The following is a 14,850-nucleotide window of genomic DNA, read 5'->3' on the forward strand; positions in this document are numbered from 1 at the left end:
GGTCAGCGGCGGCCGTAGGCCGACAGCAGCGCCCGGTTGCGCAGCGCCCGGGCGGCGCCGTCGGCGACGCAGGTCAGCGGCTCCTCGGCCGGCTTGACCGGCAGGCCGAGGACCCGCTCGAGCTCCTGCGGGAGGCCGGGGACGAGGGAGGACCCGCCGAAGACGAGCACGCCCTCGCCCATGACGTCGGCGATGGCCTGCGGCGGGAGGTCGTCCAGGCAGGGCGCCAGGGTCCGCACGATGTCGTCGACGATCGGGCGCAGCGCCTCGCCGACCTCCGCCGCCGGGACGGTGGCCAGCCGCGGCCGGCCGGTGACGCCGTCCCGGCCCTGGACGACGAGCGGCTCGTCCCCGGCCGAGCAGAGCCGGACCTTGAGCGCCTCCGCCTCGAGGTCGCCGACCAGCAGCTGGTGCTGCTCGCGCAGGAACCGGGCGACGGCCAGCGTCATCTCCTCCCCGCCGGTCTTGCTGGTCCGGGAGGCGAGCACGCCGCCGTAGCAGAACGCGACGGCCTCGGCCCGCCCGCCGCCGACGTCGACGACCATGTGCACCCGCCGCTCCAGCGGGTCGAGGCCGCAGCCGACGGCGCCGGCGACCGCCTCGTCCAGCGCGGTCACCGGCCGGATGCCCGCCTCCTCGGCGGCCTCCAGCAGCGCGCGGTGCTCCAGGGAGCTGGACCCGACGGGCACGGTCACCACCGCGCGGACGGGCATCCGCCACAGCCGCTGGCCCGCCGCCCGCAGCACCGCGCGCAGGTAGGTCCGGGTGGTCTCGAGGTCGGTGACCACGCCGTCGTCGAGGGGGCGCACCGCGGCGTACCGGGACGGCGCGCGGCCGAGCAGGTCGGCGGCCTCCCGGCCGACGGCCAGCACCCGGTCCCGGCGGCCGCTGCCGCGGCGCACGAGCATGACGGTGGGTTCGTCGTAGAGGATCCCGCGGCGCACGTCGCTCACGACGGTGGTGGCGGTGCCGAGATCGATCCCGAGCTCCACGCGGTGCCTCCTGACCCCCGGGGTGCCCGGCCAGTCTGGCGGCGGGCCCGGGTCCGGTCCAGATGCCCCGGCGCGTCCCGACGGAGGTCCTGCCGACCGGAGGGCCTGCTGACCGGAGGTCCCGCCGACCGCGGACCTCCGGCCCGTGCCGGAGGTCCCGGTCCCCTCTACCCTGCCTGCGTGCCGGGGACTGGGGAGCCCGACGGGACCGCCGGGCGCGAGGCGCCGGCCGCCCCGCCGCCCCCTGCCGCGCCCCCTGTGACGCCCCCGGCGACGCCCCCCGCCGCGGCCGACGGCGCGGCACCCGGCCGGTGGGGTGTCGAGCCGCCCTGGCTGCGCCGGGTCCTGCTCCTGGTGCTGCTCGCCGCCGCCGCCTACCAGGTGGCGGCCTGGTCGTTCACCCACCTCCGGAGCTTCCTCGGCCTGGTGTTCCTCGCCTGGATGTTCTCGATCAGCATCGAGCCGGCCGTGCACGCCCTCACCCGCCGGGGGCTGCGCCGCGGGGCCGCCACCGGCCTGGTGATGCTCGTCGTCGTGCTCCTCGGGATCGGCATGGTGGCCGCGTTCGGCACCCTGCTGGTCGACCAGCTCGCCGGGCTGGTCACCTCGCTGCCGGACGTCGTCCGCAGCCTGGTGGAGGCGGTCAACCGGAGCTTCGGCACGCAGCTGCAGGCGGCCGACGTCGTCGACTCCCTCCGGCTCACGCCCGAGCGGGTCCAGCAGGTCGTCGAGGACCTCACGCCGGGCGTCGTCGGCTTCGTGACGACGGTGATCGGCGCGATCTTCCAGACGCTGACGTTCCTGCTGTTCGCCTTCTACATGTCCGCGCAGGCACCCGCCCTGCGGGACACCGTCTCGCGTCGCTTCCCACCCCGCCAGCAGCGGGTCATCGCCACCGTGTGGGAGATCGCGGTGGAGAAGACCGGCGGCTTCGTGTTCTCCCGGTTCCTGCTGGCCCTGCTCAGCGCGTTCGTCACCGCGGTCTTCCTGGCGGTCCTGGGGGTGCCGTTCTGGCTGCCGCTCGCGCTGTGGACCGGCCTGGTGTCGCAGTTCATCCCCACCGTGGGGACCTACCTCGCGATCGGCCTGCCGGCGGTCGTGGCCCTGGCCGGCCAGCCGTCGGACGCCCTGTGGGTCGTCCTGTTCGGCGTGGCCTACCAGCAGGTGGAGAACTACCTCATCGGGCCGCGGATCACCGCGCGCACGGTGCACGTGCACCCGGCGGTCGCGCTCGGCTCGGTCATCGTCGGGGTGAGCCTGCTCGGGCCGATGGGCGCGCTGGTCGCCATCCCGGTCGTGGCCGCCGTCGAGTCGGTGGTGGAGACCTACGGGCGGCGCTACGAGCTGGTCGTGGACGAGGTCCCGGTGGTGCACCGCCCGAGGGGGCAGTGGTGGCGGGTGCGGAGGGAACCGCGCTGACCGCGGGCGGTCAGGCGGGCACGACGTCGTCGAGCCAGTCGAGGACCCGCTCGTTGCGGAGGCCGGCCGCGGCCGGCTCGCAGTGCCCGTCGGCGCCCTCCTCGGCGGTGAAGGGCAGCAGCGTCACCGGGCAGGTCAGCGCCTCGGCCAGGCGGGCGGACTGGCCGGGCCAGAACTGCTCGTGCTCGGGGTCGGTGACCAGCACCGGGCAGCGGACGGCCGCGATCTGCTCCGGGGTGAGCCGGTACGCCCGGGCGGCGGTGAACAGGTCGAACGGCGAGCTCACCCCGTAGGGCCGCATCCGCCACTGCAGCATCGTGCGGGTGGCGGGGGACAGGCGCAGCGCCCAGCCCATCTCGCGGTCGAACGCCTCCCGGTCGCCGGCGTCGAGCAGCCGCACCAGGTGCGCGGGCAGCTGGGCGAGCATGGTGCTGGAGACGTCGACGACGCCCGGGTCGGCGACGCCGGCCGCGACCCGGTGCTCGGAGGCCAGCGCCCGCGGCACCCAGTACCCGCCCTGGCTGACCCCCATGACGGCGATCCGGGCGGGGTCGACGTCGGCCCGCGCGACGAGCGCGTCGACGACGGGGGTGAGGACGTGCTCCCAGTCGGGCCGGAACGGCAGCCCCTGCCGCACCAGGGCGGCGTTCTGGCCGGGGCCGTCGTAGGTCACCGCGGTCCAGCCGCGGGCCAGCGCGTCGGCGATCGCGCGGGTCCAGGCGCTGACCGCCGAGCCGTCGCTGCCGTTGGTGTGCACCAGGGTGCGGCGCGGTTCCCCGGGCGGGCCCGGGCGGAAGAGGTAGCCGGGCAGGGTGGTGCCCTCGTAGGGGATCTCCAGCCGCTCGACGGCGACGTCGCCGACGGCGGCGGTGAGGTCGGCGAACCGGTCCCAGGCGTCGCGGTGGCGCTCCCACAGGGGCACGAACTCCCCGGTGGCGTCGCCCCGGTCCGACGCCGTCGACCAGTAGGCCGCGGCCCGCAGCCAGCGCGCGGCCGCGCTGCGCAGGTGACCGGCCGCCTCGGCGTCGCGGGCCAGCCCGGCCAGCCGCTCCGCGGTGGCGCTCCACTGCGCCACCCAGGCGCGGGCGTCGCCGTCCGGGACGCGGGCGACGGTGGCCAGCACCTCCCCGACGTCGGCGGCCCGGGCCCAGGTCCCGCCCAGGACGTCCTCGACGGCGAACTGGACGTCGGCGTGCTTGGAGAAGGAGTACACGTCCCACCGTGCCGGTCCCCGCTCCAACGGTGCTCCAAGCCGCCCGGGGACCTCACCCCGTGGCGACCCGGGGTGCGGGTGGGCCGGCCAGCGTCGGGTCCGCCGCGAGGATCCGGCGGTGCAGGCCGCGCAGCTCCGCGCCGGGCTCCAGACCCAGCTCGTCGAGGAGCATCGCGCGGACCTGTCGGTAGCTGCGCAGCGCCTCCTCGGCGCGGCCGAGGCGGTGCTGGGCGAGCATGCGCAGCGCCCACAGGCGCTCCCGCAGCGGCGTCTGGGCCAGGGACGACCCGAGCTCCAGCAGCGCCCGCTGCGGGGCACCGGCGGCGATCAGCGCCTCGGCCAGCACCTCGCGCACCTGGTCGCGGAGCTCCTCGACGCGGGCGACGTCGGGGGCGGCCCACGGCCGGTCGGCCACGGTGGGCCAGGGCCGCCCGCGCCAGAGCCCGAGGGCCTGCTCGGCGGCCGCGGCGGCCTCGTGCGGCCGCCCGGCCGGCAGCAGGGCCGCCGCCGCGGCGGCCAGGCGCGCGAACCGGCGCGAGTCGACGGACTCCGGGTCGGCGACCAGCCGGTAGCCGCCCGGCTCGCGCACCAGCACCGCCGACGGCGCCCCGGGCGGGCGGCCGGGCTCGAGCGCCCGGCGCAGCCGCCAGACGTGGGAGTCGAGGGTCGACGACGACCGCCCCGGGGAGCGCTCACCCCACATCGCGTCGCCCAGCGCGTCGGCGGGGACCGGCCGTCCGGCGTGCACCAGCAGCAGCGACAGCGCCGCGTGCAGCCGCGCGCCGCCCAGCGCGACCGGTGTCCCCCCGCGCAGCACCTCGAGCGGGCCCAGGTCGTGGAAGGACAGCTGAGGGGAGGTGGTGCCGGGCACGGTCGGCCTCCTCGCGTGCGGCCCCCGTGCCGTCGTCGGCCGCGGGCGGGCGACCCCGCCGCGGCAGCGCACGGCTCCCGAGCGGAACGCCCCCGCGCCGCTGCCCTGCGTACCGCATCGGCGCCCGCGCTGGTAGGGCTCGCGGGACGGGCGGTCAGCCGGTCGCGGGGGTGCCCGGGGCCGCCGCGGCCGGCGTGGACCGCGGCACGGCGGTGAACAGGTCGACCAGGCCGTCCCAGCGGTTGCGCCGGCCCGGCGGGAACCGCCGCAGCGCGCGCCGCGCGCGGGAGCCGTCCGGCGGGTAGCGGCGCCGGGCCCACGGGGAGGTGGGCCGGGCCAGCCGCACCGCGCCGACGAGCGCGACCAGCGGCACGAACACCCCCACCACGCCGAGCACGACGCGGCCCTTGAGGACGGCGACCAGCGCGAACACCAGGTTGACCGCGACGGTCAGGGCGATCGCGACCTCGCTGTCGGCGTCGTCGGCGTCGAACGGGTTGGCGCCGGCCAGGAGCAGCACGCCGACCACCAGCGCGATGAGCACCGCGTCCACCGAGCTGCGGCCCTCCCGGGACCAGTACACGTCCTCCAGGTGCAGCCACAGGGCGAACTCGTCGAGGGTCAGGGCCGCGCCGGCGCCGAAGAGCACGGCGACCAGCACGGCGCCGGCCCCCTCGGGGCGGTAGGTGAACTCGACGGTGCCGGTGCCCAGCAGCAGGAAGATCCCGTAGACCTCGTGGTGCAGGTGCACCCCGCCGACGCTGGCGTCCCGGAACGGCCCCCGGCCGAGGCGGATGGCGTGCGTGACGAAGCGGGTGACGAGGAAGGTCACCAGGAAGCCCAGCACCAGCCAGGTGACGAGCTCGCGCCGGCCGCTGACCACCGGCAGGATCTCCAGTTCCAGCTCCACGGCACCTCCCGCGGGCGTGGGTGCGACGGTCCGCGATCCTGCCCCGCCCGGGAGCGCCGTGGGGCCCCCGCGGCAGCGGCCGGCGGATCACCGGGCCGCGGCCCCGGGGACGGTTGTGCGGGCGGCGGCGACGCGGAGCGCGTCGCCCAGGTGGGCCGCCAGGGCCGCGGGGTCCGCGGGGACGCTCGTGAAGCCGACGTAGCCGTCGGGCCGGACGAGGACCAGCCCGTCGTCGCCGGTCCCGTACGTGCGGCCGACGACGTCGTGCGGGTCGACGAGGGCACCGGCGACGGCGTCGGCGGCGTCGCGGACGACGGGCACCACGGTGCCGAGGTCGCCCAGCGTGCCGCGGAGGGCGGCGAGCACGCCGGCGTCGCCGGTGCGGACCAGCAGCAGGTGCCCGGGGCGCCGCAGCAGGTCGCCGATCCGGACCGGGCTCCCGTCCGCGTCCAGGAGGCCGGCGGGGTCCGGCGCGTGCCGGCCGGGGCGGGCGGCGCGGGCCACCGCCCGGCCGGCGGAGCCCACGACCGGGCTGCCGGGGTAGGCGACCGTCAGCTCCGCCAGCCGGGCCGCCGCGGCACTCCTCAGCCGCGGCACGCGCCCCGCGGCGGACAGCACGGCGTTGCGCACCGCCGCCGGGGCGCCGGTCAGGGTGCCCGCGGCGGTCAGCGCGGTCGTCTCCCGGATCACCGCCGCCCCGACGGGCCGGCGCTCGGCGTCGTAGGAGTCCAGCAGGGCGGCGCCGGCGCGGCCCCGCGCCACGAGGGCGAGCCGCCAGGCGAGCCCGGCGGCGTCCTGCATGCCGGTGTTCATGCCCTGCCCGCCGGCCGGGCTGTGGACGTGCGCCGCGTCGCCGGCGAGCAGGACGCGGCCGTGGCGGTAGCGGGGCACCTGCCCGTGGTGGACCTCGAAGAAGGTGAGCCAGCGGGCCCGGTGCACCGCGACCCGGCCCTCCATCCGCCGGTCGGCCAGCGCCTGCACGAGCTCGAGGGTGGGGGAGACCCCCTCGGCGGGCGGGGCGACGAGGAACATCAGCCGCACGCGCTCCCCGGGCAGCGGGAACAGGCCCGAGATGCCCTCCGGGGAGGCGAACAGCCGCACGGTGTCCGGCGGGAGGTCGGTGTCGGCGTCGACGTCGGCGAAGACGAAGTGCCGGCCGGTGAAGGTGCCCGCGAGGGCCGTGCCGACCGCCTTGCGGGTCGGGCTGTGCGCGCCGTCGGCGGCCACGACCCACCCGACGCGGACCCGCTCCTCCGACCTCGCGCCGCGCAGCGTGACGTCGACCCCGTCGGCGTCCTGGGTGAGGCCGGCCATCCCGACCCCGCGCTCGACCGTCACCCCCAGTTCCGCGGCCCGGGCGGCGAGCGCGGCCTCGGTGTCGGACTGCGGCACGTCCAGCGCCCACGGGTGGCGGGTGGGCAGGCCGCCGAGCGGGAGGTGCACGAGCGGGCGGCCCCCGGCGCGGATCTCCACCGCGCCGATGCGGCGCGCGGCCGCGTCGATCCGGTCCAGCGCGCCGAGCGCGGCCAGCATCTCCTGGCTGCGCGGGTGCAGCAGCACGGCGCGCGACTGGTCGGTCGGCTGCTCGAGCGGGTCGACGATGCGCGGCCGCAGGCCCTGGCGGGCCAGCTCGCAGGCCGCGACGAGACCGACGGGGCCGGCCCCGACGACGAGCACGTCCTCCATGGCGCCTCCCGCCCGGGTGGTCCCCGGGACCGCCGCCCGGGGGGCGGCCAGGGTCCCGGGCCGCGCTCCAAGGAGGCTCCAACGCGGGAGCCGCGGGTCAGCCGGTGGCGGGCAGGTGCACGAGGTCGAGGACGGCGCGGGCGGCGCTGCCGGGCGGCGCGACGAGGGTCAGCGCGTGGCCGTGCCCGGCGAGCTGGTCGCGCACCCGGTGCAGCACCTGCACGCCGGCGCTGGCGAGCAGCGTCACCTCGCTGAGGTCGACCGTCAGCGGCAGCACCCCGCCGCGGGAGGCCGCGGCCAGCTGCCGGGCCAGCGCCTCGACCGAGGTGACGTCCACCGGCCCGGACACCCGCAGCCGCACGTCGCGGGAGGCCGGCCCGCCGTCCCCACCGCCCGGCGCCTCGCCGACCAGGACGCCGTCGCCCGGGACCCCGTCCCCGGAGGCGACGTCGACGGCGAACGGCGGGCGGGCGGCGGGCGCGGCGTCGCGGCCGACGCCGGAGCCGAGCATCGCCGGCCGGTGCAGCCGGTGCCGCAGCGTGACCACCGTGCCGGCGCCGGCCGGGCCCGCGCCGCGCAGCACGTGCAGGGAGTCGGTGAGCTGCTGGGCCATGAGCAGCCCCCGGCCGCGGTGGGTGGCCCCGGGGTCCGGGTCGCGCCAGCTGCCCTCGTCGGTGACGCGGCACTCCAGCACGCCGTCGGGCAGCAGGGCGGCGTCCACCCGCACCGGCCCGGGCAGCCCCGGCGGGTAGGCGTGGTCGACGGCGTTGGCGATGGCCTCCCACACCGCCAGCTCCACGGCGTCGCGGTCGTCGTCGGCCGGGTCGAGCTCGTCCAGCCAGGTGTCGACCGTGCGCCGCAGCCCGCGGATGCCGCCGCGGTCGGTGGTCGTCTCGGCGTGCAGCGGGGGCACCGGCTCCGGCAGGCGGTGGGCGGCGAGGGTGGTGACGTCGTCGTCGTAGCCGGTGCGGGTGAGCAGCTCGACGGTCAGCTGGCAGACCCGCTCGGCCGGGCCGGCGCCGGCGCCGAGGGGCGCCTGCCCGGTCGCGGCGTCGGCGGCGACCTTGGCCAGCTCCGCCATGCCGTCGGCGATGCTGCGGTGCGGCCGCTCGACCAGCCCGTCGCTGTAGAGGAGCACCAGCTCGCCGGGCGCCAGCGTGTCGCGCGACAGCGCCGGTGCGGTGCCGGGGACGCCGGTGCCCAGCGGCTCGCCGCCCAGGTCGGCGAGGAACCGGGTGGACCCGTCGGGGGCGACGACCACCGGCGGGGGCTGCCCGCAGCAGGCGTAGGCGAGGTCGCCGGTGTCCGGGTCGAGCACGACCAGGCCGACGGTGGTGGCGCGCAGCCGCGGGCTGCGCGCGGCGAACGCGTCCGCGCGGGCCAGCGCCCGGGCCGGCCCGGCGCCGGTGACCAGCGCGTCGGAGAGCACCGCCCGCAGCTGGCCCATCGCCGCCGACGCGGCGACCCCGTGCCCGACGACGTCGCCCACGACGAGCGCGACGCCGCCGCCGGGCAGCGGGATCGCGTCGAACCAGTCCCCGCCGGCCACCTGGTCGCGGTCGGCGACCAGGTACCGGGCGGCGATCCGGGCGCCGGGCAGCACCGGCAGGTCGGTGGGCAGCAGCGCCTCCTGCAGCGCGGTGACGACGTCGCGGGCGTCGCGCGCCCGCCGCTCGGCGTCGGCGGCCTGCTGCTGGGCGGCCTGCCGGGCCCGCACGGACTCGGTGACGTCGTAGGCGTAGGTGGCCACGCCGCTCACCCGCCCGTCGACGGCGCGCGTCGGCGCCAGGTGGAAGTCGAGCCAGACCTCCTGCAGCTCGCCGGTGCCGCCGAGGTCGACCTGCAGCCGCCACTCCCGCGCCACCCGGCTGCGGCCGGTGGCGTACACCTCATCGAGCAGCTCGAAGACGTGCTGCCCCGCCAGCTCCGGCAGCGCCGACCGGATCGGCGCCCCGATGAGCTCGTCCCGGCCGAAGAACGACCGCATCGCCGCGTTCGTGGCCACCACGGTGTGCTCGGGTCCGGCGTACACGGCGAGGATCAGCGGCACCTGGTCGAACGCGGTGCGGACGACGCCGGCGTCCCCGACCGTCCGCGCCAGCCGCTCCTCGTCGTCCGGTCCGGGGCCGTCGGCGGGCGCCCTCCTGGTCGCGTCGGCGTCTGCTCCGCCGTGGTCGGTCACGCGCACACCCATCGGAGTTCCGACCCGGGGCGGTTGCACCACGGGGCCCCGCGCTTACCCGGGCGGCGGCCCGGTTCACGCATCGGCCGGGTCCGTTCCGCGCGGGACGGGACCGAGCGCTCCGGACGGGTCAGGGCGTGCGGTCGGCCTCGGCGGAGGCGACGGCCTCCTCGCGGGTGGGGAACGGCCCCCCGGTCCGGCCGTCGGAGCGGCAGGTCCACCGGTAGCCGCCGGGGGTCTCCTCGACCAGGTACCCGTCCGGGTCGGCGGGGCCGTGGCCCGGGAGCGGGCGCGGATCGGTCGGGCGCTGGTCGGTCGGGCGCTGGTCGGTCGGGCGCTGGTCGGTCGGGCGCTGGTCGGTCGGGCGCTGGTCGGTCGGGCGCTGGTCGGTCGGGCGTCGATCGGTCACGTGAACACCAGGTTCCGGAAGCGGACCCCGGCGGACACGCTGCCGAGGTGGACGACGGGGACGGGGCGGGGCGAGGCGTCCGCGACGGTCACGGTCTCCCCGGCGGTGCCGGCGCGTACGACGAGGGCGGCGGGGGTGACGGTGATGCGGAGGGCGACGTAGGCGCCCATCCGCAGCGCCTCGCCGCCGGTCGAGGACGCCAGCCGGGTGGCGACGCCGTCGGCGACCCGGTGCACCTCCACGTCGCCGTCCGCGCGCAGGAGCACGCGGTAGCCGTCGACACCGGGGGACGACGGTGACGTCGGCAGGTGGGGGTGGTCGTCGGTGCTCAGCAGGACCGATCCGCAGGACGTGCGGCCGTCGGCGTGGCACTCGTCCATGCGGAGGTCGAGGTCCAGCGTGAACGCGGCCGGGTCCGGGGGCGCCAGGAAGCCCATGAGGGTGGAGGTGGCGGAGCCGGCGGAGCCCCACGAGGCGTCGTCGGGGTGGAAGCGGCCGCGGTCGGTGTCCGGCTGCATCCCCGGCAGCCAGACCTGCCGGGCGAACAGGTCCGACGGGCGACGGGCGGCGTCGCCCGCGAGGTACACGGGGTCGTCGGAGAAGATCGCGTCCACGCCGGCGGTGACCACGGTGTCCCGGTGGTGGCGGCGGTCGACGGTGTGACAGGCCACCTCGATGCCGGCCGCGTGCGCCCGCGCGCAGACCGCCGGGGTGACCTGGCCGGCCTCCGGGCCGATCCAGCCGATGCCCTCGGCCGCGGCCCGGGCGACGTCGGTGCTGCCGAGCCAGATGACCTGCCAGCCCCGCGAGCGCGCCAGCCGGCAGTCGGTCAGCGAGTAGGACTGCAGCAGGACCGCCCCCGGGCGGATGCCGCGGCGGTCGAGCGCCCGGGTCATCGGGTCCATGGCGTCCGTGCCCTTGGCCTCGGCGCACAGCAGGACGCGGTTCCCGAACTCGGTGAGCACCTCGTCGAACAGCGGGGGCCGCAGCCCGTCGGGCCAGCCGCCGCCGAGGATCGCCGAGGCGTCGATCTCCAGCTGCTTCCAGGACACCGACGTGTGGTCGGCGACGTTGCCGCTGGAGGTGGTCATGCGGTCCACGGTGCCGTCGTGCATGACGCCGAGGCCGCCGTCGGCGAGGGTGGACACGTCCTGCTCGATGACCGGCAGCCCCTGGCCCACGGCGACCCGGTAGGCCTCCATCGTGTGCTCGGGCGCCTGCAGGGCCCCGCCGCGGTGGGCGATGACGAACGGCCGGCTCAGGTCGGCGAAGTCCACGCGGAACCCTAGGACCCCGGGCACGGCCGTCGGGTGGTCGACGAGCTCGACGGTCACCCGTCCCGGCCGGTCCCGCCCCCACCGCGTGCCTGGCGGGACTCGTGCAGGCGGAGCCTGGCCAGCATGTCGCCGAACAGCAGCCGGGTGTCGACGTCGGTGTAGACCCGCCGGGTCCCACCCGCCGCCTCGGTCCACGTGCTCGACTCGTCGTCGAGCGCGGTGACCAGCACCGGCGGGCTGTCGCCGAGGGGCCAGACGCCGCCGAGCCGGATCCAGTCGGGCAGCGGGAGCTCGAGGAAGCGGGTCCACAGCCACCGGCCGACCCGGCCGCTGCCGGCGAGGTCGCGCTCGAGCTCGGCGACCGAGTACGCGCAGCGCCGGTAGGTCTCCAGCGGGAACTGCCGGATCACCAGCTCGGGCCGGGCGAGGACGAGCTCGGCGGCCGCGGGGTCGGTGTCCCGGTTGTACTCGGCGGCCCCGGCCGCCCGCGCGCCGCCGACCCAGACCAGGGTCAGCCGGCCGGCGATGTCGGGGGCCTCCTGCAGGGCGGCCGCGACGTTGGTCAGCGGGCCGGCGCAGACGAGGAACAGCGGCAGGTCGTCGTCCCGGCGCGCCTCGGCCACGATCGCCGCCGAGGCCGCGGAGGTCGACGTGCCGTCGAACGGTCCCTCCGCGCCGGTGTGCACCGGCGGCCGGGACGGGCCGCCGACCAGGTCGACCAGCTCCCGGGCCAGCGCCGAGCCCCGTTCCGCCGTCGACCCCAGCGGGCCGAAGACCGGGTTGAGGAAGGAGCTGGTGACGGCGACCACCCGGTTGGTCGGGGACAGCAGGTGGTGGGCCAGCGCGACGAGGCCGTCGGGGTCCCCGGCCCAGTCGTTGTCGACGACCACCCGGCACTGCTCGGCGAGGCGCAACCGTCCTCCGTGCTCCACCCGGGGCTCCTCCGGTCCGCCGCGGCGGGTCGCGCGGGCCGGTCCACCCTGCCCCGGGTGCCCGCCGGTGCCCCAGGCCCGTGCCGTTGAGCGGAACGCCGCCGTCCCGGGACGTCGGCCGGCGTCAGGTCCGGGCCGGCGCCTCGGACGGCGACGCGGCCGGTGCGGGCGGCACCTCCGGCTCGTCGAGGCGGTGCGCCAGCCGGCCGGGCCACCACATCCACCGGCCGACGTCGAGGGTCAGCGCGGTGACCAGCACCGACCGCACGACGATCGTGTCGAGCAGCACCCCGAGCGCCACCGCGATGCCCAGCTGCGTCAGGAAGGTCAGCGGCAGGGTGCCGAGCACCGCGAACGTCGCCGCGAGCACCAGCCCCGCCGAGGTGATCACGCCGCCGGTGGCGGCCAGCCCGACCAGCGCGGCCCGCCGGGTGCCGTGGTCGGCGGACTCCTCCCGCACGCGGGTCATCAGGAAGATGTTGTAGTCGATCCCGAGGGCGACGAGGAACACGAAGACGAACAGCGGGAACGAGCTGTCGGTCGCCTCCACGCCGAGGACCCAGCCGAAGACCAGGGCGCTCAGCCCCAGCGCGGCGCCGTAGGACAGCACCACCGTCGCGATGAGGACCAGCGGTGCGACCAGCGCCCGCAGCAGCAGGCCCAGGACGACGAGCACCACGAGCATGATCAGTGGGATCACGACGCGGTTGTCCCGCTGCGAGGCGGTCTGGACGTCGAGGTTGAGCGCCGTCGTCCCGCCGACCAGTGCCTGCCCGTCGCCGACGTCGTCGAGCGAGGTGCGCAGCTGCTCGACCGTGGCGGCGGCCGCCGCGCTGTCGAAGGGGTCGGCCAGCGAGGCCTCGAGCAGCGCGCCGTCCCCGACGATCTGCGGGGGAGCGACGGCGGCGATGCCGTCGTCCTCGGCCACGGCGGCGGCGACCGCGTCGGCGTCGTCCGCCGTCGTCACCACGACCACCGGGTTGCCGGCGACGGCGGGGAAGTGCTCCGCGGCGACCTCCTCGCCGGCGATCGACTCCGGCGTCCCGCGGAAGCCCTCGGACTGGGTCAGGCCGCTCGGGTCCAGCCGGAACACGGCGAAGCAGGCGAGCAGCAGCAGCGCGCTGGTGACCATCCACGTCGCCCGGGGGCGCGGCCGGATCCAGGTCCCGACGCGGGCCCACCACCCGGTGGCGCTCGGCTCGGCGCTGCCGAAGGCCGGCCGCACCGGCCAGAACACCCACCGGCCGCAGATCACCAGCAGCGCCGGCAGCAGCGTCATGAGCACGACCAGGGTGACGGCGACGCCGATCGCGGCCACCGGCCCGAGGCCCGCGGTCGAGTTCATCTCCGCGGCGACCAGGCACAGCATGCCGAGGACCACCGTGCCGGCGCTGGCCACCACGGCCGGCCCGGCCCGGTGCACGGCCTCGGTCATGGCCTCGTGCCGGTCGGTGTGCAGCCGCAGCTCCTCCCGGTACCGGGCGACCAGCAGGAGGGCGTAGTCGGTCCCCGCGCCGACGACCAGGACGGTGAGGATGCTCGCGCTCTGGGCGTTGACCGTCAGGTCCGCGTGACGGGCCAGCAGGTAGACGACGGCCTGGGCGCAGACCAGCGCGATGACCGCCGAGAAGATCGGCAGGACCCACAGGACGGGGCTGCGGTAGGTCAGCAGCAGGATAACGATGACGACGCCGAGCGCGGCGAACAGCAGCGTGCCGTCGATCCCCGCGAAGGCCTCGGACGAGTCGGCGGCGTTGCCCGCGGGTCCGGTCACCCAGGTCCCGAGCCCGTCGGGTGCCTGTGACGCCTCCGCGCGGATGTCGTCGACGATCGGGGCGATGGCCTCCCACCCGTCCGGCCCGACGTCCAGGGGGACGACGAGCTGCACGGCCTGGCCGTCCTCGGCCGGTATCGGCCCCAGCACGCTGCCGGAGAGCGCGTCGAGCTCCCCGAAGGCGCGCACGTCCTCCTGGACGGCCGCGAGGTCCTCCGCGGTGAGGCCGGACGCCCGCTCGTAGACGACCACGGCCGGGATGAGGTCGGGGTTCGCGCCGAGCTCGCCCTGGAGCTCGAGCACCCGGGTGGACTCCGCGTCCTGCGGCAGCCAGGCGGCGATGTCGTTCTCCTGCTCCCCGGTGAGCCCGCCGGCGAGGGGAGCGGCCGCGGCGGCCAGCGCCACCCAGACGACGAGGACGACCCACTTCAGGCGCGGGGAACTGACACGGGACGCGTAGGACCTGCCCATGACCGGGCCCTCCGGGTGCACCGGGCCGGCGGACCCGGACGGGGACTGTCGGGCCGGACGCTAGTGACGGGCCCGGCGGCCCGTCAGCGACGTTGGTCCCCGGTGATCGCACCGGGCGGCCCTACCGGGCGTGTGCCTCGCACCCGTGACCGGCCCTTCGCCGGCCGTGGTCGGCGCTGGTCCGGGTACGTGCGGCACCGGACGCGCTGCGGCGCCGGCAGTGGGGGAGGACAGTCGCTCCTGTGACGGAGCCGGAGCAGACCCCCGACGTCGAGCAGCGGCTGGCGAGCGAGACCGATCCCGAGCGGCACCGCGCGCCGTCCGAGGGCGTGCCGCAGGACCTGTCCGACCACGACGCGGAGGACGCCCCGCCCCCGTGACCGACCCCGGTGAACGGGTGTGGCCCGGGACTCACCGGACCCCCGTGCAGGACCCGTTCCGGGGCGTGTATGGTTCTTCCTGCACCGAGCGAGAACGGACCGGGCCGGAAGGCCCGGGAAACCGCCGGGAGGGCCCGTGGGGCCGGACCGTTGCGGAGCCGGTGTTACAGTGGGGACACCGCCTCGAACGAAGGCCTGGAAAGGCCGGGGTTCGAGCGCGTCCGCTCCTTGAGAACTCAACAGCGTGCCGAAAGTCAGTGCCAAGTAACAAACCCCCGGCGCTGCACCGTGTGGTGGAGCGCAGGGATTCCTTTGGTTGATGACATCGAGAGTG

General features: G+C 77.2%; 12 protein-coding genes. 2 read left to right on the forward strand and 10 right to left on the reverse strand.

The genetic code is table 11. The features are described from left to right. Positions 1–2 precede the first annotated feature (2 nt). The gene (locus ACI79Z_RS20855) at positions 3–992 is read right to left on the reverse strand and encodes a rod shape-determining protein (RefSeq protein ID WP_456903753.1); all 990 of its coding nucleotides are present in this window, start codon (positions 990–992) and stop codon (positions 3–5) included. Between the two features lie 180 nt (positions 993–1,172). Here ACI79Z_RS20855 and ACI79Z_RS20860 point away from each other — a divergent pair, with 180 nt between their 5' ends. Next, on the forward strand, positions 1,173–2,411 hold the full coding sequence (locus ACI79Z_RS20860) for an AI-2E family transporter (RefSeq protein ID WP_456903755.1): 1,239 nt from the start codon (positions 1,173–1,175) through the stop codon (positions 2,409–2,411). 10 nt (positions 2,412–2,421) lie between these two features. On the opposite strand, the gene ACI79Z_RS20865 is transcribed toward ACI79Z_RS20860, so the two are convergent. From ACI79Z_RS20865 to ACI79Z_RS20905, 9 genes are all read right to left on the reverse strand, one after another. Continuing rightward, positions 2,422–3,624, reverse strand: coding sequence for an alpha/beta hydrolase family protein (locus ACI79Z_RS20865; protein ID WP_456903758.1), 1,203 nt, complete (start codon positions 3,622–3,624; stop codon positions 2,422–2,424). Between the two features lie 52 nt (positions 3,625–3,676). Further along, complete coding sequence (locus ACI79Z_RS20870) at positions 3,677–4,495, reverse strand: AfsR/SARP family transcriptional regulator (protein ID WP_456903760.1); 819 nt, start codon at positions 4,493–4,495, stop codon at positions 3,677–3,679. A gap of 154 nt (positions 4,496–4,649) precedes the next feature. Continuing rightward, positions 4,650–5,405, reverse strand: a complete 756-nt coding sequence (locus ACI79Z_RS20875; protein ID WP_387993966.1) for a hypothetical protein — start codon at positions 5,403–5,405, stop codon at positions 4,650–4,652. Positions 5,406–5,492: 87 nt separating this feature from the next. Continuing rightward, entirely contained in the window at positions 5,493–7,091 is a 1,599-nt protein-coding gene (locus tag ACI79Z_RS20880) for an FAD-dependent monooxygenase (RefSeq protein WP_456903763.1), read from the reverse strand. Between the two features lie 97 nt (positions 7,092–7,188). After that, positions 7,189–9,273: a SpoIIE family protein phosphatase gene (locus ACI79Z_RS20885; protein WP_456903765.1), complete on the reverse strand. Its 2,085-nt coding sequence runs from the start codon at positions 9,271–9,273 to the stop codon at positions 7,189–7,191. 130 nt (positions 9,274–9,403) lie between these two features. Further along, a complete protein-coding gene (locus ACI79Z_RS20890) occupies positions 9,404–9,682 on the reverse strand; it encodes a hypothetical protein (protein ID WP_456903767.1) in 279 nt (92 codons plus the stop codon). Next, positions 9,679–10,959, reverse strand: coding sequence for a glycerophosphodiester phosphodiesterase (locus ACI79Z_RS20895; protein ID WP_456903769.1), 1,281 nt, complete (start codon positions 10,957–10,959; stop codon positions 9,679–9,681). The genes ACI79Z_RS20890 and ACI79Z_RS20895 overlap by 4 nt, the downstream gene beginning before the upstream one ends. Before the next feature lie 53 nt (positions 10,960–11,012). Beyond that, on the reverse strand, positions 11,013–11,891 hold the full coding sequence (locus ACI79Z_RS20900; RefSeq protein ID WP_456903772.1) for a nucleoside hydrolase: 879 nt from the start codon (positions 11,889–11,891) through the stop codon (positions 11,013–11,015). A gap of 124 nt (positions 11,892–12,015) precedes the next feature. Further along, a complete protein-coding gene (locus ACI79Z_RS20905; protein ID WP_456903774.1) occupies positions 12,016–14,136 on the reverse strand; it encodes an MMPL family transporter in 2,121 nt (706 codons plus the stop codon). Positions 14,137–14,378: 242 nt separating this feature from the next. Here ACI79Z_RS20905 and ACI79Z_RS20910 point away from each other — a divergent pair, with 242 nt between their 5' ends. Continuing rightward, entirely contained in the window at positions 14,379–14,516 is a 138-nt protein-coding gene (locus ACI79Z_RS20910; protein ID WP_456903776.1) for a hypothetical protein, read from the forward strand. Positions 14,517–14,850: the final 334 nt, after the last annotated feature.

It is taken from the genome of Geodermatophilus sp. SYSU D00663 (genome assembly GCF_054050655.1).

What these genes read in the sequence shown, in the direction of transcription:
- ACI79Z_RS20905 (WP_456903774.1), bottom strand. Translation starts at nt 14,136, where the DNA reads ATGGGCAGGTCCTACGCGTCCCGTGTCAGTTCCCCGCGCCTGAAGTGG.
- ACI79Z_RS20880 (WP_456903763.1), bottom strand. Translation starts at nt 7,091, where the DNA reads ATGGAGGACGTGCTCGTCGTCGGGGCCGGCCCCGTCGGTCTCGTCGCG.